At 71.0% G+C, this 17,097-nt stretch carries 15 protein-coding genes and 1 pseudogene; 6 read left to right on the top strand and 10 right to left on the bottom strand.

Features of this window, described 5'->3' with window-relative positions; genetic code table 11:
• A partial coding sequence (locus tag D7V80_RS34120; RefSeq protein WP_233585918.1) for a trypsin-like serine protease occupies window positions 1-724 on the bottom strand: 724 nt, incomplete at its 3' end.
• Between the two features lie 336 nt (window positions 725-1,060).
• Here D7V80_RS34120 and infC point away from each other — a divergent pair.
• A pseudogene (gene infC / locus D7V80_RS34115) lies at window positions 1,061-1,600 on the top strand (translation initiation factor IF-3); the annotation flags it as partial.
• A gap of 333 nt (window positions 1,601-1,933) precedes the next feature.
• On the opposite strand, the gene D7V80_RS34110 reads toward infC, so the two are convergent.
• The 5 genes from D7V80_RS34110 to D7V80_RS34090 all read right to left on the bottom strand — a co-directional run bounded on the left by D7V80_RS34110 (window position 1,934) and on the right by D7V80_RS34090 (window position 7,063).
• Window positions 1,934-3,391: a hypothetical protein gene (locus tag D7V80_RS34110; protein ID WP_147447299.1), complete on the bottom strand. Its 1,458-nt coding sequence runs from the start codon at window positions 3,389-3,391 to the stop codon at window positions 1,934-1,936.
• Between the two features lie 132 nt (window positions 3,392-3,523).
• Window positions 3,524-4,867 carry an MFS transporter gene (locus tag D7V80_RS34105; protein ID WP_233585919.1) on the bottom strand — a complete coding sequence of 448 codons (1,344 nt, stop codon included), beginning with the start codon at window positions 4,865-4,867 and terminating at the stop codon, window positions 3,524-3,526.
• 366 nt (window positions 4,868-5,233) lie between these two features.
• Window positions 5,234-5,767, bottom strand: coding sequence for a hypothetical protein (locus D7V80_RS34100; protein ID WP_120592066.1), 534 nt, complete (start codon window positions 5,765-5,767; stop codon window positions 5,234-5,236).
• A gap of 11 nt (window positions 5,768-5,778) precedes the next feature.
• The gene (locus D7V80_RS34095; protein ID WP_120592065.1) at window positions 5,779-6,162 is read right to left on the bottom strand and encodes a hypothetical protein; all 384 of its coding nucleotides are present in this window, start codon (window positions 6,160-6,162) and stop codon (window positions 5,779-5,781) included.
• Between the two features lie 7 nt (window positions 6,163-6,169).
• Window positions 6,170-7,063: a hypothetical protein gene (locus D7V80_RS34090; RefSeq protein WP_120592064.1), complete on the bottom strand. Its 894-nt coding sequence runs from the start codon at window positions 7,061-7,063 to the stop codon at window positions 6,170-6,172.
• A gap of 354 nt (window positions 7,064-7,417) precedes the next feature.
• Between D7V80_RS34090 and D7V80_RS34085 the strand changes: the two genes are divergently transcribed.
• The 4 genes from D7V80_RS34085 to D7V80_RS34070 all read left to right on the top strand — a co-directional run bounded on the left by D7V80_RS34085 (window position 7,418) and on the right by D7V80_RS34070 (window position 13,398).
• Window positions 7,418-9,376: a M3 family metallopeptidase gene (locus D7V80_RS34085; RefSeq protein ID WP_370452582.1), complete on the top strand. Its 1,959-nt coding sequence runs from the start codon at window positions 7,418-7,420 to the stop codon at window positions 9,374-9,376.
• A 318-nt stretch (window positions 9,377-9,694) separates the two neighbouring features.
• Complete coding sequence (locus D7V80_RS34080; RefSeq protein WP_233585917.1) at window positions 9,695-11,332, top strand: DUF1592 domain-containing protein; 1,638 nt, start codon at window positions 9,695-9,697, stop codon at window positions 11,330-11,332.
• Window positions 11,329-12,657 (top strand): DUF1552 domain-containing protein, encoded by a 1,329-nt coding sequence (locus D7V80_RS34075; protein WP_120592063.1) that lies wholly within the window; start codon window positions 11,329-11,331, stop codon window positions 12,655-12,657. Before D7V80_RS34080 ends, D7V80_RS34075 begins: the two co-directional genes overlap by 4 nt.
• A gap of 87 nt (window positions 12,658-12,744) precedes the next feature.
• Window positions 12,745-13,398 (top strand): CAP domain-containing protein, encoded by a 654-nt coding sequence (locus tag D7V80_RS34070; protein ID WP_233585916.1) that lies wholly within the window; start codon window positions 12,745-12,747, stop codon window positions 13,396-13,398.
• On the opposite strand, the gene D7V80_RS34065 is transcribed toward D7V80_RS34070, so the two are convergent.
• From D7V80_RS34065 to D7V80_RS34055, 3 genes are all read right to left on the bottom strand, one after another.
• Window positions 13,392-14,330, bottom strand: coding sequence for a hypothetical protein (locus tag D7V80_RS34065; protein ID WP_233585914.1), 939 nt, complete (start codon window positions 14,328-14,330; stop codon window positions 13,392-13,394). The two genes, D7V80_RS34070 and D7V80_RS34065, sit on opposite strands and share 7 nt — an antisense overlap.
• An 89-nt stretch (window positions 14,331-14,419) precedes the next feature.
• Window positions 14,420-15,097, bottom strand: a complete 678-nt coding sequence (locus D7V80_RS34060; protein ID WP_120592060.1) for a lipopolysaccharide assembly protein LapB — start codon at window positions 15,095-15,097, stop codon at window positions 14,420-14,422.
• Window positions 15,098-15,105: 8 nt separating this feature from the next.
• Complete coding sequence (locus D7V80_RS34055) at window positions 15,106-15,318, bottom strand: hypothetical protein (protein ID WP_014393140.1); 213 nt, start codon at window positions 15,316-15,318, stop codon at window positions 15,106-15,108.
• 114 nt (window positions 15,319-15,432) lie between these two features.
• Here D7V80_RS34055 and D7V80_RS34050 point away from each other — a divergent pair, with 114 nt between their 5' ends.
• Entirely contained in the window at window positions 15,433-16,038 is a 606-nt protein-coding gene (locus D7V80_RS34050) for a CAP domain-containing protein (protein WP_120592059.1), read from the top strand.
• A 22-nt stretch (window positions 16,039-16,060) separates the two neighbouring features.
• On the opposite strand, the gene D7V80_RS34045 is transcribed toward D7V80_RS34050, so the two are convergent.
• Complete coding sequence (locus tag D7V80_RS34045) at window positions 16,061-16,894, bottom strand: dienelactone hydrolase family protein (protein WP_120592058.1); 834 nt, start codon at window positions 16,892-16,894, stop codon at window positions 16,061-16,063.
• Window positions 16,895-17,097 lie beyond the last annotated feature (203 nt).

Here is a 17,097-nt window from a genome sequence, read left to right as displayed (position 1 = left end):
CGGGGGGTGGGGCCTCCTCCAGGAAGGGGCGGATGAAGTCCTCCAGCGCGTCCACCCGCAGCTGGACCGCCTCCGTGCGGCAGGCCACGTCACCGCTGATGGTGAGGCCCAGGAGCACCTCGTTCCCCGCCGGGCCCCCCAGCACCGGGCCTCCGCTGTCTCCCACGCAGGTCATGGCCGGGGCGGGGCCGGCCTGGAAGGCGCTGTCGGTGACGCCCGTCACCTGGAGCAGGCCCTGCAGCCGCTGGCCCCTGGGCCGGGCCGCGTCCTTCGTGTCGCCGTAGCCCACCGCCCGCACGAGGTCTCCCGGCGCCACCGGGGCATCCCCCGCCTGGGGGAGCCGGAGAGGCGGGACGTCCGTCACGGGCACCGCCAGCCGCAGGAGCGCGGCGTCCCAGAGGTGCGTGGCCGGGGCGAACTTCGGGTGGGATACCGCCCGGGTGACCCGCACGAACCGCCCGCCGGGCCCGGGCTCCGGGAGCAGCGTGGGGCCCAGGAAGACCTCGTAGGGGCCGTCCTCCGCGAAGACGGCCAGGCAGTGCGCCGCCGTCAGCACCACGTCCGGGGCGATGAGGGCGCCCGAGCAGAGGAGCACCGGCGTCTCCCCTCCACAGCGGGTGCGCCGGGCCACCAGCGCCACCGTCGCCGGGTCCCCGGGCGCGTCCGTCCCCTGGACCAGGGCCTGCCCCAGGCTCCCGGCGGGTCCGGAGGGCTCGGGGTCCACTGGCCCACAGGAGGGCAGGCAGGCGAGCGCCAGCCAGGTCCCGAGCGCAACCGCCCTCCGGGGTCGGCATCCTGTCCTCTCCCAGGCGGACGCCGTGGACCGTTTTGCCATGGGGCGCATCATAGGCAACACGGGTCATGGGAATGGGGGGTGCCCCGCGTTACCTTGCCCCCGGGGGACGTGAACCGGATAGAGTCCGTTGCACGTCTCCCTGCCCCTAGGGGCGGAAGGCACGCCTGCCTGCCTTCTCCGCCGGAGGGGACTGCCACATTGGAGGGTCCGCCACATCTTCACGGGTGGTGGGTCCGCTAACCCTTTTTGGAGGATGTTCACATCATTCGCGAACAGAGAAATAGCAGCCGCGGTCCCAACCGGGACCAGAGAACCAACCGCCGCATCCGCGCGCGGGAAGTCCGTGTCGTGGGCTCCGATGGTTCGCAGCTCGGAGTCATGACCATCGAAGCGGCGCTGGAAAAGGCCCGCTCCGAGTCGCTCGACCTGGTCGAAGTCAGCCCGATGGCCAAGCCGCCGGTCTGCAAGATCATGGACTACGGCAAGTTCAAGTACGAGGAGAAGAAGAAGGCCTCGGACGCGAAGCGCACGCAGGTGGTCATCCAGCTCAAGGAAGTGAAGCTCCGTCCCAAGACGGAGGAGCACGACTACGAGTTCAAGGTGCGCAACACCCGCCGGTTCATCGAAGAGGGCAACAAGGCCAAGGTCGTCATCCAGTTCCGCGGGCGTGAAATCACGCACAAGGAGTTGGGCAGCGCCATCCTCGATGACGTCATCAAGGACCTGAAGGACGTGGCCGTGGCGGAGCAGCTGCCGCGCATGGAAGGCCGGCAGATGTACATGATCCTGGCCCCCACGCCCAAGGTCGCGCAGAAGGCGCGCGAGCAGGCGCGGCAGGCCGCTGCGGCCGCCCGCAAGTCCCCGCCCCCGGGTGCCGGCAAGAAGCCCCAGGCGGCCGGTGGTGCTCCCGGCGCGGACGGTGCCTCCACGGCCCCGGTCGAGTCCGACGGCGCCAGCGACGCTGGCGGCGATACGACGGACGAAGCGCCGGACGCCGCGCCCGCGACGACGTAGCCGCACGCAGGCTCGCGTCTCCCCTCGCCGGGAGACGCGCCCACGGGCGGTGCCCCTCGGGATGACGTCCCGAGGAGACCGCCCGCGTTCATTTCCGCGGCCCGTGACTCAAGGCCTGCCCCATCAGCCGGGCAGGACCCGGGTGCGCCGGCGGCGTCCCCACTCCATCAGGATGAACGTCACGCCCACCGCGAGCGTCGCGCTGGCACCGCCACACCCGGCGGCCATCGCCTGCTGGGAGGGGCTCGTCGCGGCGCTCACCAGCGCGCCAGGGTCCTGGGGCGGCGAGGGCTCGAACCCGGAGCCGCCGGTGGCGGTGAAGCGCTCGCGCTCCTCGTCCTCATCCGCCGGGGCCTGCTTCGCCGCCACGGTCTGGGACTTGAGCGACGACGCGCTGGTGGAGAAGAAGGACAGCCGGTAGCTGGAGCCGGAGGACGGCTCGATGCCGAAGAAGCACACCAGCGGCACGCCCGAGGGCAGCACGTCCGGCGCCGCCGGGTAGCCCGCGAAGCCGGACACCGACGCGAGCTCCTTGCCCGCGCCCGGCTTGCCGCTGGAGGACAGCGCGCGGACCCACAGCCGGTAGCCCGTGCCGTCGCTCCGGGGCTGGTTGTAGAAGAGGTACAGGCTGCTGCCCGCGCGCACGAGCGCCGGCTGCGTGGCCCAGTCCCCGTCCTCCAGCACCTTCACCGCGGAGCCGAAGGCGGTGCCGTCGAAGCGGCGGTACATCAACCGTTCGGAGTTGTCCTTGTAGACCAGGTGCAGGCCGCCCTTCCCGTCCGCCACCGCGCTCATCGCGGCGCCGTGGTAGATGCCGTCGGAGAAGGCGGTGCGCGTGGAGGACCAGCTGGACACGGACGCGCTGTCATCGCGGATGCGGTAGTGCGTTTTGTCGCGGCCGTCGTGCGAGCTCCACAGCATCATCATCCGGCTGCCCAGGCTGATGAGCCGCCCGCCCCCGCGCTTCGGGACGTCTCGCGCGAGCGCGGACTGGGTGCGGAAGGTGGAGCCGCCGTCGCTGCTCACGGAGATGACCAGCGTGTTGCTGGCGTCCTTCTCCCGGAAGAAGGCCTGCACCCAGAGCCGGCCCTTGGAGTCGCGCGCCAGCTCCGCGCGGTAGTACGCGGTGCTGGAGCTGGTGGAGTCGAAGACGCGCACGGCCTTGTCCGGGAGCCAGTGGTTCTTGGACGCGCTGTAGCGCCACCACTGGAAGTACACGTCGCGGGACGTGGAGCCGCTGATGCCCGCGCTGTCCGGCGTCTCCACCGCGTAGACGAGCGCCACGTCCTTGCCCACCACCACCAGGTCCGCGCGGTCGTAGTTGGAGCCGTCGTGGATGACGCCCTCCTGCTTCCAGGTGGTGCCGCCGTTGTCGCTGCGGAACAGCCGCAGGCCATGCCCGTCCTGTCCGCCCTGCTGCACGGCCGCGAGCAGCACGGAGCCCTCGCTGCGGGACACGCGCACGATGTGCCGGTGCGCGGGCAACGTCAGCGCGTTGCCTCCTCGCACCGGAATGGCCGAGGGCGGTGTCGCCGCCGTCATGCCCGCCAGCAGGAGCCCTGTGACCGCCGCCCAACCCATGCCCACCCCTTTCGTTGGATTCCTCGCCGGGAAACTGGTGGGGAGGGAGGGACGAAAGAAGGTGGGAAAAAGGGTTTCCGCCTGCCTGCCTGCCCTACGAAGGGGCGGCGGCGGTGTCGTGGGCTGGACGCTTCAGCCGCGCGCCGCGGCCCTGCCGCCGATGTGCTCGCCCGCGTCCGGACGCAGCCGGCGGAACAGCGGCCCGGCCAGCGACGACACGAGGCCGATGGCGAGGAACGGCAGGAGGAAGCGGTCCGGCGTGAGGCGCACGTCACCGCCGCCGCGCGCCACGTGCAGCATCAGGCCGCCGAAACTGATGCCCACGCTCAGCGCCATCTGCTGCGTCACCACGGCGATGGTGGAGGCGTTGCTCACCGACTCCTTGGGGAGGTCCGCGTAGGCCATGGTGTTGGTGGCGGTGAACTGCAGCGAGCGCATGAAGCCGCTGAACACCAGCGTGCCGATGATGACCGGGATGGGCGTGGTGACGCCGAAGAAGGCGGGCACGGCCGTCAGCGCGGCGGTGAGCAGGTTGGAGGCGATGAGCGTCTGGCGGAAGCCCACGCGCCGGATGAGCGCGGGCGCCACCGGCTTGCACGCGAAGGCGCCCAGCCCCGTCCCGATGGTGACGAGCCCCGCCTCCAGCGGCCCCCAGCCCAGGGCCACCTGGAAGAGCAGCGGCAGCAGGAAGGGCGTCGCGCCCAGGCCAATGCGCACCAGCGCCCCGCCCATCATGCTGGCGCGGAAGGTGTCCACCTGGAACAGGCGCAGGTTGAGCACCGGGCGAGGCGTGCGCAGCGCGTGCCGCACGTAGGCCACCAGCGCCCCCACCGCCACCAGCGTGATGGCCGCCTGCACGGGCCACGGCACCAGGCCGATGCCCACCGTCTCCGCCGCGCCCATCAGCGCGGTGATGGCGACCACGGCGATGGCGAAGCCCTTCATGTCGAAGGGGCCGGGGTCCGGCTGCTTCAGCGGGGGCACGAAGCGCGCCACGGCCCACATGCCCAGCAGGCCCACCGGCACGTTGATGAAGAAGATCCACGGCCAGTCCGCGACGCCCAGGATGAAGCCCGCGAGCGGCGGCCCCAGGAGCGGCCCCACCAGCGCGGGCATGGTGAACCAGCTCATCGCGGACACCAGCTTCTCGCGCGGTGCCGAGTTCACGACGATGAGCCGGCCCACGGGCACCATCAGCGCGCCGCCCAGGCCCTGCAGGGTGCGGGCGAGGACCAACTGCACGAGCGTCTGGGAGAAGCCGCACAGCACGGAGCCCGCGAGGAACACGACCATGGCGGTCATGAAGACGCGGCGCGGACCGAAGCGGTCGGCGATCCACCCGCTCGCGGGCGCGAGCACCGCCAGGGCCAGGATGTATGACGTCAGCGCGAGCTTGAGGTGGACGGGGTCGGTGCCGAACGCCACGGACAGCGTGGGCAGCGCGGTGGACAGCGCCGTGGAGTCCAGGAACTCCATGAACAGCGCACTGGCCACCGCGATGGATGCCAGCCGGGAGCCTCGGGTGAACGGGGTGCTGGAGGGCTCGGTGGAGGCGGTCGCGGCGGAAACGGACACGTCTTTTTCTATGCGCACGCGGCACCGTGCCTGTCACGCCCGTGTGAAGGCCGCGCCGCGTCCGGCAGAAGCACTTGTACTCCCAGCGCGAAGCGGTGGGGGCTTCGCGTGAAGCGGGCGCGGCACTCCGTCTGGAGGGCAGCCGAGCGGGCACCTCCGCCGACAGGCTCCAAGCAAGAGCCTCCTTCCCCGGCGCGGTCCCAAAACCTGTCCGACTGTCGGACAGGTTCGTGCGGAGCGCCCCCGACGGGGAGCCCTGCCCGTCCGTCAGGGCTCCGGCGGTTCGCTGCGCGCGGCCTCGGCCAGGGTGCGGGCCTCTTCGCGCAGCTCGTTCAAGCGGACACGGTGACGCTTCAGCAGCGCGTCCACCTGCTCCACGCGGGCCTTGTCCCCGCGCGACTTCGCCTCCTGCCGCTCGCCTTCCAGCCGCGACACGTCCCGCCCCAGCAGCGTGGCGATGTGCTCCGTCTTCTCCAGCTTCCAGCGCGCCGTCTGGGGCTTCTCTTCTTCAATGGGATCGTTCTGCTGCGGCGGCGCGTTGGCCACCTCCGGCTCCGGCGGCACGTCGCCGGGCGAGGGCGGCACCACCGTGGCGTGGGGCGGCGCGGGGTCCGGCGTGCGCACCGGCACCGCGCGCTTCGGCGACACCTGGGCCGCCGTCACCGGGCCGGGGCTCGCGTTCGGCACTGGAGGCGCGGCGGCGGGAGAAGAGGCCTCTCGCGACGGCCACAGCGCCACGGCGATGAGCGCGGCCACCAGCACCGCCGCGCTCCCCAGCATCACCCGCTCACGGTTCCGCATCGTCACTCCCCCTACAACCGAAGGCGCCAGCCGTCACCCTGGCGCTCCACCCGGAAGAGGAACGGCTCCGAGCGCTCCGCTCCTCCCTGCGACACCCGCGCCCGCACGACCACCGCGTTCGGGTCGCGGCCATCCACCTTCGCGTCCAGCACGTCCACCAGGCCCATGCCGTGCTCGTGCAGGTCCTTCACCGTCTCCTCGCACGAAGGCACGCCCTGCCCTGTCACCAGCATGGGGCCCAGCACCGCGCAGTCCCCGGACGGCAGGGCCTGGAAGAAGCGGCGCACCGCCGCCTCCCCGGCCTCCGTCTTGGAGGACACCGTGGATGTGCAGCCAAGCGCGGCGAGCCACAGCCCCGCCGCCCCCACCGCGTGTCTCACCGCGCGCCGTCCCATCCGGCCTTCAGTAGCAGTTGGGCGCGAACAGCTCGTCGTCCGTGGCGGACATGAACTGATCATCGCAGTAGGCGGACGCCAGCACGTGGCCGTTACGCACGCAGCCGTCGTGGTTCGTGGCGTCCAGCGTGTACTGCGTGTCGCCACCGCAGCCGCCGCCGCAGCGGCCGAAGCAGTTGCCCATCACCTTGGGGCGCGACCAGTGGTCCGGCTCGCCGCACACCCAGGTGCTGCCGTTCATGTAGTACTCGTCGCCGCTGCACGTCGTGTGGTCACCCAGCTGGGCGATCTGCTGGTTCTTCGCGTTGTCGAAGCCGCCCTTGTTGCAGTCGTGCTTCGCGTACGAGTACCAGTTGTACGTACCGCCACAACTGCCCGTCCATTTGCCGGCACACTTGGCGTAGCTGCACAGCATCGTATAGCCGCGGCCCTGCTCGCCCATCACCGTGCGCTTGAGCGTGACGCTCGTGGGCTGCTGCGCCCACATGCCCACCGCGCGGCGCAGGTACATGGCCTCCGGCGCCGCCGCGTCACCCTGGGGCAGCCCCTGGTTCAGCGCGCCGTAGAACGCGCTCAGCACCTGGCGGTCCGCGTCCACCACCTGCGTGTCCTGCACGTTCGCGTCCGCGAAGCCGTCCAGCGTGGACACGCCCGACGCCGGGTCCATCAGGCCCGTCAGCGTCATGCCGTGCATGCGCACCTCCAGGCGGTACACCCCGGGCTCCACCTCGCGCGAGGCGAAGGACACCGTCTGCCCGTCGTGCGCCCAGGTGCCCTCGGTCAGCCCCGTGCCGGAAGTGAGCGACAGCCCCTCCGGAGACGCCGGCGGCGCTTCCGTGCCCGCCCCGCCACAGCCCCACAACAACAACGCCGCGACCGCACCACCCAGTGCCTTGCGCATCCGTGTTCACCCTCCGGCCAGGACAACTTCCAAGAATTCGAAGCGAGTGCGGGATTACCGGGCGGCTGAACAGGGAACAAGGCGAGGTGCGTCAGCTGGGGCCTCCAAGCATCCAGCCTGTACCTGGGGACAACCTGGCTGTTCACGGCGGACGGGCGCGGAGGGGCGGGGATGTGGCATGACGGGCCCGCGACGCAGGTCGTTCCCCTTGTGGAGGAAGTCCCCTTGAAAATCCCCGCGCTCACCGTGGTGGCGGCGCTCGCCGCGACGGGTTGCTCCAACGGCAGCATCACGCAGAACCGTGAAGCCCAGGCCCGCATCGCCGCCAACTCGGCGAAGCCCCAGCTGGCGCCCATGAAGGGCTCGGAAGTGCTGGCCGGTACGCCGGACGCCTTCAAGGCCCTGTGCAAGGCGGACCTGGAGCGCATGCAGGCGCAGGTGGCGGCGCTGAAGAAGCTGGATGCGAAGACGAACGGCCAGGGCGTCCTCAAGGCGTACGACGAGGCGCAGACGGCCATCCTCAACGCGGCCAACCGCTCCAGCCTCGCGCGCGAGGTGCACCCGGACGCCGCCATGCGCGACGCGTCCCGCGAGTGCGAGCAGCAGGTGGACGCGGCCAACGTGGCGCTGTCCCAGGACCGCGGCGTCTACGACGCGCTGTCGCTGGTGGACCTGTCCAAGGAGGACGCGGCCACGCGCCACTGGGTGGACCGCACGCTCCTGGACTTCCGCCGCGCGGGCGTGGACCGGGATGAGGCCACGCGCGCCAAGGTGAAGGCGCTCAACGAGGAGATTCTCAAGCTGGGCCAGCAGTTCGGGCAGAACATCGCGGAGGACACGCGCAGCGTGGCCTTCACGCCCAAGGACCTGGACGGGCTGCCGGAGGACTACAAGAAGGCGCACGCGCCCGGCGCGGACGGCAAGGTGGTCATCACCAGCAACTACCCGGACTACTTCCCGTTCATGACGTACGCGAAGAACGCGAAGGCGCGCGAGAAGCTCTGGCGCACCTACCGTCAGCGCGCGTTCCCCAAGAACCAGGCGGTGCTCGCGCAGCTCATCGAGAAGCGCAACGAGCTGGCCACGCTGCTGGGCTACGACACCTACGCGGCCTTCACGACCGAAACGCGCATGACGCGCACGCAGCAGGCTGCGGCGGACTTCATCGACCAGCTGGCGCAGGCCACGGAGGGACGCGCGAAGAAGGAGATGGCGGACCTGCTGGCGCGCAAGAAGAAGGACGTGAAGGGCGCCACCGTGGTGGAGCCCTGGGACCAGGACTACTACGAGGACCGGCTGCGCGCGGAGAAGTTCGGGTTCGACTCGCAGGCGGTGCGGCCCTACCTGGAGTACGCGCGGGTGAAGGACGGCGTGATGGGCATCACCTCCAGCCTGTGGGGGGTGGCCTTCCAGCCGGTGAAGGACGCGAAGACGTGGCACACCGACGTGGAGGCGTATGACGTCGTGGAGGGCGGCAAGCCGCTGGGCCGCATCTTCCTGGACATGCACCCGCGCGACGACAAGTACAAGCACGCGGCGCAGTTCGACCTGGTCACGGGTGAGCTGGGCAAGCGGCTGCCGGAGGCCGTGCTGGTGTGCAACTTCCCGCGCCCCGGCGACCTGATGACGCACGACGAGGTGGGGACGTTCTTCCACGAGTTCGGCCACCTGATGCACACCATCTTCTCCGGCCACCAGAAGTGGACGCCCATCTCCGGCATCTCCATGGAGCGTGACTTCGTGGAGACGCCGTCCATGCTGCTGCAGCAGTGGGCGGAGCAGCCGGAGGTGCTCAAGAGCTTCGCCAAGCACCACGAGACCAACGAGCCCATCCCCGCGGAGATGGTGGAGAAGCTGCGCGCGTCGAAGGAGTTCGGCCAGGGCCTGTTCGCGCGCCGCCAGCTGTTCCTGTCCGCGGTCAGCCTCCAGTACTACTCGCGCGCGCCGGGCTTCGACACGTCCGCGGTGCTCTCCGAGCTGCAGAAGAAGCTGTCGCCCTTCCGCCACGAGTACCGCGACGGCACCCACTTCGAGCTCGCGTTCGGGCACCTGGATGGGTACTCGGCCGCGTACTACACGTACCTCTGGTCCTCCGTCATCGCGAAGGACCTGGAGTCCAAGTTCCAGGAGAACGGCTACCTGGACCGCGACACGGCCATGCACTACCGCAAGACGGTGCTGGAGCCCGGCGGCTCCAAGCCCGCCGCGGAGCAGGTGAAGGACTTCCTCGGCCGGCCGTACGGCTTCGAGGCCTACCGCGCGTACCTCGACGGCGCCGCGAAGACGACGGGCACCGCCAAGGAGTCGAAGTAGCGCTGCCTCCTCCCCGGAAGCGGGCCGTGTCTTTCAAGCCCGCTTCCGGGAGTGCCGCGCCGCCTGACCCGCCCCTGGGGGCAGGAGTCGGCGCGCGGTGCCTCTTTGGACCCCGGGCCCTGCCCGGTCGCGGAACTCCCCTTCCCCATCAAGTCCCCACCACGTGCCCATCTCCACCCCGGGGACGGAGCCTGGCGTCCGTCTGTCGTCACGCGGCGGTTGGAAGGCGTCTTGCTTTGGAGCGCGCTCGCCGGGGCCCCTTCGCGGTCCGGAGGAGGCGTGCACGCGGTGACGGCCTGCGGTCGGAGATGGCGGAGGGTGGGCCTCGCGGCGGTGGCGGCGATGCTGACCGCGAGCTGCAGCGATTCACCTCCCAAGGCGCGGGTGCTGCCGGGGCCGGACGCGCCCGTGGATCCACAGGACGCGCAGTGCCGTTCCGCGGCGCGCGACCCGGGCCGCGTCACGCTGCACCGCCTCAACCGCGCTGAGTACAACAACACCGTGCGCGACCTGCTGGGCGAAACGGGCTCGCCCGCGAGCAGCTTCCCGCCGGACGACCACGGCTTCGGCTTCGACAACAACGCGGACGTGCTCAGCATGTCCCCGCTGCTGATGGAGAAGTATTCCCACGCGGCGGAGGCGCTGGTGGAGGCCGCGTGGACGCGAGGCGCGTTCAATGCGTGCGGGCTCGACCCCGCCCAGCCGGAGGCGTGCGCGCGCGAATTGCTCAAGACCTTCGCGCGCCGGGCCTGGCGCCGGCCCGTCACGGCGGAAGAAGTGGAGCGGCTGGTCGCGTTTGTCGCGCTGGCCCGGCAGCAGGGCGACGCGCCGGAGGTGGGCGTGAAGCTGGCGCTGCGCGCGGTGCTGGTGTCGCCGCACTTCCTCTTCCGCGTGGAGCTGGACCCGGCACCCACGTCCACGGTGCCGCACGCCGTGAGCGACCTGGAGCTGGCGAGCCGCCTGTCCTACTTCCTCTGGAGCAGCATGCCGGATGAGGCGCTCTTGCAAGCGGCGGAGGGCGGCCACCTGCACGAGCCGGAGGTGCTGGAGGCGCAGGTGCGGCGCATGCTGGCGGACCCCAAGGCCCACGCGCTGGTGGACAACTTCGCGGGCCAGTGGCTCTACACGCGCGCGCTCGACTTCTCCCAGCCGGAGTCGCGCTACGGCTTCGACGAACCGCTGCGCGAGGCCATGCGCCAGGAGATGCAGCTCGTCTTCCAGGAGTTCGTCACTGGCGACCACCGCCTCAAGGACCTGCTGGACGCGCCCTTCACCTATGTGAATGACCGGCTGGCCTCGCACTACGGCCTGCCCAAGCCCGGCACCACCGCGATGACGCGCGTGGAGCTGAAGGACCACCCGGAGCGGGCGGGCCTCTTCGGGAAGGGCTCGCTGCTCACCGTCACCGCCAACCCGGACCGCACGTCGCCGGTGAAGCGCGGCGTCTGGGTGCTGGAGCAGCTGTTGTGCAAGGGGCCGCCCCCGCCACCGCCCGACGCGGGCGGACTGGCCCCGGCGGTGGACCCCACGCTCAACATCAAGGCGCGCATGGCGCAGCACCGAGTGGACCCCACCTGTTCGGGCTGTCACACGCTGATGGATCCGCTGGGCTTCGGCATGGAGAACTTCGACCCGGTGGGCCGCTGGCGCACGAAGGAGGAAGGCGGCGCGGTGGTGGACCCCAGCGGCGAGCTGCCCGGCGGCAAGGTGTTCAACGGCGTGGCGGAGATGCGCGCGGTGGTGAAGCAGGACCCGGACCTGTCCGCGTGCATGACGCGCCACCTGCTCACCTACGCGCTCGGGCGCGGCGCGGAAGAACAGGACCGCTGCACCGTGCGCGACATCTCCCAGCAGGCCGAGACCCGGGGCGGCCGGCTCGCCGACTACATCCTCGCCATCGTCCGCAGCGACGCGTTCCTGCAACGGCGTGGCGAGTCGGAGGAACACAAGCCATGAGCCGCACCCCTGCCCTCTCCCGCCGGACGCTCCTGCGCGGCATGGGCGCGCTGATGGCGCTGCCCCTCCTGGACGTCATGCGCCCCAGCACGGCCCGCGCCGCCACGCCGGCCCCGCGCCGCTTCGTGGCCTTCTACACGCCCTGCGGCATCCACATGCCCAAGTGGACGCCCGGTGGGGAGGGCGCGGACTACTCCCTGACGCCCACGCTCGCGTCGCTGGCGCCGGTGAAGGGGGACGTGCTGGTGCTGAGCGGCCTGGACAACCTGCCCGGCAGGCCGGACGGCGACGGCCACCACGCCGCCGCGACGGCCGCGTTCCTGTCCTGCGTGAAGGCGCGCAAGACGGAGGGCACCAACATCCGCACCGGCATCTCCATGGACCAGGTGCTGGCGAACGCGGTGGGCTCGGCCACGCGCTACCCGTCGCTGGAGCTGGGCATGGACCAGGGCAAGGGCATTGGCAACTGCGACTCCGGCTACGCGTGCCCGTACGCGAACAACATCGCGTGGGCGGGGCCGTCCACGCCCGTGCCCAAGGAGACGAAGCCTCGCGCGGCCTTCGAGCGGCTCTTCGCGGACTTCGACCCGAACGTCACGCAGGCGGAGCTGGCGAAGCGCAAGGCGTACGGGCTGAGCATCATCGACGCCGTGCGCGACGACGCGAAGGCGCTCCAGGGGAAGCTGGGCACCACGGACAAGCGCAAGCTGGACGAGTACTTCACCGGCGTGCGCGAGCTGGAGCTGCGCGTGAACGCGATGGACGGCGCAGGCCCCACGTGCGGCGCCGCCGTGACGCCCTCGGAGAGCGAGGACGTGCGCGAGAAGACGAAGGCGATGCTGGACCTCATCGTGCTCGCGTTCCAGTGCGACCTGACCCGCACGTGCACCTTCATGCTGGGCAACGCGCGCAGCCAACGCGTTTATTCGTTCCTGGGGCTGTCCGGCGAGCACCACACGTACTCGCACCACCAGCGGGTCCAGGCCAACTACGACGCGCTGGTCAAAATCGACAAGTGGGAGGTGGAGCAGTTCTCATACCTCCTCCAGCGCATGAAGGCCGTGCAGGAGGAGGGCGGGACGCTGCTGGACCACAGCGCCGTGTACTTCTCCAGTGAGATTGCCGACGGCAACATGCACGAGCACAAGAACCTGCCCGTCCTGCTCGCGGGCCGCGCGGGCGGCGCCATCTCACCGGGCCGGCACATCCGCTACGGAGGCCAGCCGCTGGCGAACCTCTACATCGCCCTGCTCAACATGTTCGGCGTGCCCGCGACGACCTTCGGCGACGACGGCACCGGGCCCCTCCCTGGACTGGGAGCGTAGGGCAGGAAGGGGCTCGGGCCCCCCGGGGGCCGCCTGCCCCGTTCGGTTCTCCTGCGCGAAGGCGCCGGGTGCGGAATGATTCCGCGCATGGCACTTCCTGTGTTCCGTCGCGGGCTCGCCGTGTTGCTGCTGGCCCCGTTGCTTGGCTGTGGTTCCAGCGCGAACGCGCAGCGGCCTGTCTCCGCATCCACGAAGAAGGACGCGGCCACCGCCGTCGCGCGCAAGGCCCCCGCGGCCACGCCCGCGCCCTCCGAGGGCACGCGCAAGCCGGTGCCGTCCGCCGCGGAGCTGAAGCGCGACATGGTGGCCGCGCACAATCAGGCGCGGGCGAAGGCGTCACGCCCCACGCCGAAGCCGGCGCTGCCCGCGCTCACCTGGTCCGACGAGGCGGCGCGCAAGGCGGAGGCCTACGTGAAGGAGTGCCGCTTCGAGCACAACCCGGACCGGGGCAGCTTCGGAGAGAACCTGGCCGCCGCGACGCCGGACACCTGGAACACCGCGCAGGTGGTGAAGGGCTGGGCGGACGAAGCCGCTGACTACGACTACGCCTCCGGCAAGTGCAAGGCCGGGAAGATGTGCGGCCACTACACGCAGGTGGTGTGGCGCACCACGAAGGCGGTGGGCTGCGCGACGAAGCTGTGCACGAAGAACTCGCCCTTCGGCGGCAACGTGAAGACGTGGCAGCTCTGGGTGTGCAACTACGCGCCGCCGGGCAACTGGGTGGGCGAAAAGCCCTACTGAGCCGCGAGCGTGATGACCTGGATGCCGTCCGCCGTGCCCACGGCGAAGCGGCGGTTCGCGGCGTCCAGCGCGAAGTGCGGCGGGGGCGGCAGGTGGTGGCGGATGCTGGCCAGCACCTTCCCCGTGTCCAGGTCCTCCCAGCGCTGCACGACGCGGCCGGTGGCGCGGGACACGAGCTTCGGGTGGCCGAAGAAGTCCACCACGTGCTCCGCGTCCACGACCATCAGCGGGCCCGCGGGCTCCTCCAGCTCCACCTCCGACAGCAGCTTCTTCTCCGTCAGCGAGTAGGTGCCCAGGAAGAATCGGGCGTCGTCGCGGGACTCCTCGATGCGGACGAAGACGAGCGTGTCCTTCACCCCGAAGGCCACGGACGTGAGGAAGATGCCGCCCTCCACGCCCTCCATCAGTTCAGAGCTGTCCAGCGACGCGGGCTCCTCCAGCGCGCGGGGCACGTCGAACACCGACGCCGCGTCCACCGGGTGCCAGATCCACCCCGCGCTCGCCAGGTAGCGCCCGTCCGGGCTGAACTGGAGCCGCGAGTGGAAGATGTCCGCCGGGGTGTTGTCGCGCTTCGTGAGGCGCTCACCCGTGGCGGCGTCCTCCAGCTCCACCACGCAGTACGACTCCGGGCAGTGCGCCAGCAGCGTGCGTCCACTGGGCAGCGTGTGCAGGGCCACGGGGTAGTCGTGGGTGTTCGCGTGGTAGAAGTCGCGCGTGAGCTGCCTCACCACGCGCGTGCCGTCGAGCAGCAGCCCCGCCGTCCCCAACGACTCGTACAGCACGCTGTAGCGGCCATCCGGGGACATCACCGCGCGGTCGAAGCGGTAGGCGTAGCGCACGTGCGGATCATCGGTGCTGCCGTCCAGGTGGTAGCGCACCAGCCCACCCACCGGGTCCACCAGCGCGTCGCCGCTCCAGCAGAGGGAGGACACGGCGCGCGGGGTCTTCAGGGTCTGTCTCTGGAAATCCATGGCGCCGGGGACGGAGGTGCCCGGCGCGGCCTGACGGGGCCCACCCGGCTTCAGGCGGGGATCATGGACAGCAGCTGCTGGGCCTTCGCGCGCAGCTCCTTGTCACTCCCCTGGAGCACCTGCTGCGCGTGGTGGCGGGCCTTCGCGGGCTCGCCCAGACGCAGCGCCAGCGCCAGGTTGAAGTGCGTGGTGGGGTCCTGCGGGTGCGCCTCCAGCACCGGCGCCAGCACGGACGCGGCGAGCGCCGGGCCCTCCTGCGGCACGTGCTCCAGGTAGTGCACCGCCAGGTCGTTGGGCGCGCCCGTGTCCGTGGGCGCCTTCGCGACGGCCTCTTCCAGCAGCGTGCGCACCCGGCCGCGCTGGCCCGCGATGTCTAGCGCCCGCGCCAGCTGCCGGCGGGCCTCCACCGACTCGGGGTCGCGCTGGAGGACCTCCTCGAAGAGGGGCAGGGCCTCCGTCAGCTTGCCGGCGAGCAGCGCGGCCATGGCGTGCAGGCCGATGAAGTTGGGGTTCTCCGGCGCCAGCTGTCGCAGCCGCAGCGCGGCGGCCAGGGCGTTCTGCGTGAGGCCCCCGAGCAGCGACAGGTTGAAGATCTCCTCCCAGAGGGCCTCGTCGTCCGGCGCCAGCGTCAGCGCGTCCCGCAGCTCCTGAAGCGCGAGCCCCAGGTCCCCCGTCTCCAGATACGCCCGCGAGCGCTCCCACTGCGCGCGGTAGGACTCCTTGACCATCGTGCCCCTCAACCCCGGAACATCTTGTGGAACAGCCGCATGAACATGCCCGACTTGGGCGCGGTCTCCGGGCGGCCGGACTGCTGGTGCTGCGCCTCCGACTGGAGATCCAGCTTCTGCTTCAGCTTCTTGAGGTCCGGGTCGATGGAAAAGGTGCTGAACTCATCGTTCCCTTCAAGGGCTGTCTGGATCTTCCGCGCGCGGGATTCGTCCTGGCTCATGTCGCGTCTCCTGACCGGACCCTGACCCTACCACGGGGTCCCCGCCCCTCCCCATCCTCGCTGTCTCCCTGTCCGCTTGCCCGCACACCCACCCGCGCGCGGATAATCCCCGCCATGCGACGCCCTTCCCTCTTCCGCTCCCTGTCCCTGCTCAGCCCGTTCCTCCTGCTCGCCTGTATCCCTGACGGGGACCCGGACGACACGCCCACGGACGCGGGCGTCCTGGAGGATGGAGGCACCACCCCCGATGGCGGCGGCGTGGAGCTGACGCAGTTCGCCCGCGACATGCTGGAGGCCCACAACGCGGCCCGCGCCGCCGCGAAGCCCACGCCGTCACCCGCGCTGGAGCCGCTCACGTGGGACCCCTCGGTGGAGGAGATTGCTCGCAAGTGGGTGGAGCAGTGCCAGTTCAAGCACAACGACGGCCGGGGCAACGCGGGGGAGAACATCGCCGCCGCCACGCCGGACCACTGGGACACGAAGGGCGTGGTGAAGGGCTGGGTGGACGAGGCGGCTGACTACGATTACGCGAGCAACACCTGCAAGGCGGGCGAGGTCTGCGGCCACTACACGCAGGTGGTGTGGCGCAACACCCGCCGCCTGGGCTGCGCCACGAAGCGCTGCACCACCAACTCTCCCTTTGGCGGTTCCTCCCCCTGGGACTTCTGGGTGTGCAACTACGCGCCCCCGGGCAACTACGCGGGCCAGCGCCCCTACTGAAGGCCGCTGGCCCCGTGCCTCCTCAGCGCTTGAGCGTGCGCGCGAGGAACGCGGACGTCTCCGCCCAGGCGGACGCGGCGGCGCGCTCGTCGTAGCGGGCGCCGGAGGGGTTCGCGAAGGCGTGGTCCGCGTCGTACTCCACGATGCGGCTGCGCACGCCGGCCTCGTCCAGCGCCTTCTCGAAGGCCTGCACCGTCTCCGGCGGGATGGACTTGTCCTTCGTGCCGAAGATGCCCAGCACCTGCGCCTTGATGGTGGAGAGCTGCTGGGGGTCGGTCACCGGGTGGCCGTAGTAGATGACCGCCGCGCTCAGCTCCGGGATGGCCATGGCGGTGCGCAGTGACCAGCCGCCGCCGAAGCACCAGCCGATGCTGCCGGTGCGCACGGCCTGGATGCGCGGGTCGCCCTTGAGGAACGCGTGCGCGGCCAGCAGCGTCTTCGTGGCCTGGTCCGGGTCCACGGCCTTCACCAGCGCGAGCGCCTCGTCGGGGTTGGCGCCCACCTTGCCGTGGTAGAGGTCCACCGCGAGCGCCGCGTAGCCCTCCGCCGCCAGCCGGTCCGCCCAGGCCTGCACGTGCTCGTTGAGGCCCCACCACTCGTGGATGACGATGACGGCGGGCAGGGGGCCCTTCGCGTCCGGCGGCAGGCTCAGGTAGGCCTTGGAGCCGTCGGACAGCTCCACCGGCTGGCCCCTGCGCTCGGGGGCGGCGTCCGTGCGCAGGGTGTGCATGGCCTTGAAGTCCTCCTCGGAGACGGCGCCCGTGGCGGACGGCGTGCGCGCCACCTCCGCCGGACTGCTCGTCGCGCAGGCGCCCAGCATCAGCGCCGCCGCCAGCACCCACGTGAGCCTCTTCATGTCCGGCTTCATCGTCCGTGTCCTTTCGGGGCCCGGGCTGTCCGGGCCGCTTTTACGCGTGCCTTCCGGGCGTAGCGCGCTGGAGGCGGGGGCGCCAGCGCGTTGAGCCCCGGACGCGAAGAGGGCCGGCGCGAGGGGAAGTCCCTCACGTCGGCCCTCGTTCCCGCCGCTCCCGTCAAAGGGAGGGGGTGACTACTTCGTCG

Source organism: Corallococcus sp. CA054B, assembly GCF_003611625.1.
Taxonomy (GTDB): domain Bacteria; phylum Myxococcota; class Myxococcia; order Myxococcales; family Myxococcaceae; genus Corallococcus; species Corallococcus coralloides.
The sequence above is the reverse complement of the archived record's forward strand: the minus strand, read 5'-3'. Positions and strand labels throughout refer to the sequence as shown.

Excerpts from the sequence above, each read along its gene's own strand:
- D7V80_RS34110 (WP_147447299.1), bottom strand. The coding sequence starts at position 3,391 with ATGGGTTGGGCGGCGGTCACAGGGCTCCTGCTGGCGGGCATGACGGCG.
- D7V80_RS34075 (WP_120592063.1), top strand. The coding sequence starts at position 11,329 with ATGAGCCGCACCCCTGCCCTCTCCCGCCGGACGCTCCTGCGCGGCATG.
- D7V80_RS34050 (WP_120592059.1), top strand. The coding sequence starts at position 15,433 with ATGCGACGCCCTTCCCTCTTCCGCTCCCTGTCCCTGCTCAGCCCGTTC.
- D7V80_RS34055 (WP_014393140.1), bottom strand. The coding sequence starts at position 15,318 with ATGAGCCAGGACGAATCCCGCGCGCGGAAGATCCAGACAGCCCTTGAA.
- D7V80_RS34095 (WP_120592065.1), bottom strand. The coding sequence starts at position 6,162 with ATGGGACGGCGCGCGGTGAGACACGCGGTGGGGGCGGCGGGGCTGTGG.
- D7V80_RS34100 (WP_120592066.1), bottom strand. The coding sequence starts at position 5,767 with ATGCGGAACCGTGAGCGGGTGATGCTGGGGAGCGCGGCGGTGCTGGTG.
- D7V80_RS34070 (WP_233585916.1), top strand. The coding sequence starts at position 12,745 with ATGGCACTTCCTGTGTTCCGTCGCGGGCTCGCCGTGTTGCTGCTGGCC.
- D7V80_RS34045 (WP_120592058.1), bottom strand. The coding sequence starts at position 16,894 with ATGAAGAGGCTCACGTGGGTGCTGGCGGCGGCGCTGATGCTGGGCGCC.
- D7V80_RS34090 (WP_120592064.1), bottom strand. The coding sequence starts at position 7,063 with ATGCGCAAGGCACTGGGTGGTGCGGTCGCGGCGTTGTTGTTGTGGGGC.
- D7V80_RS34105 (WP_233585919.1), bottom strand. The coding sequence starts at position 4,867 with ATGGAGTTCCTGGACTCCACGGCGCTGTCCACCGCGCTGCCCACGCTG.
- D7V80_RS34085 (WP_370452582.1), top strand. The coding sequence starts at position 7,418 with ATGAAGGGCTCGGAAGTGCTGGCCGGTACGCCGGACGCCTTCAAGGCC.
- D7V80_RS34060 (WP_120592060.1), bottom strand. The coding sequence starts at position 15,097 with ATGGTCAAGGAGTCCTACCGCGCGCAGTGGGAGCGCTCGCGGGCGTAT.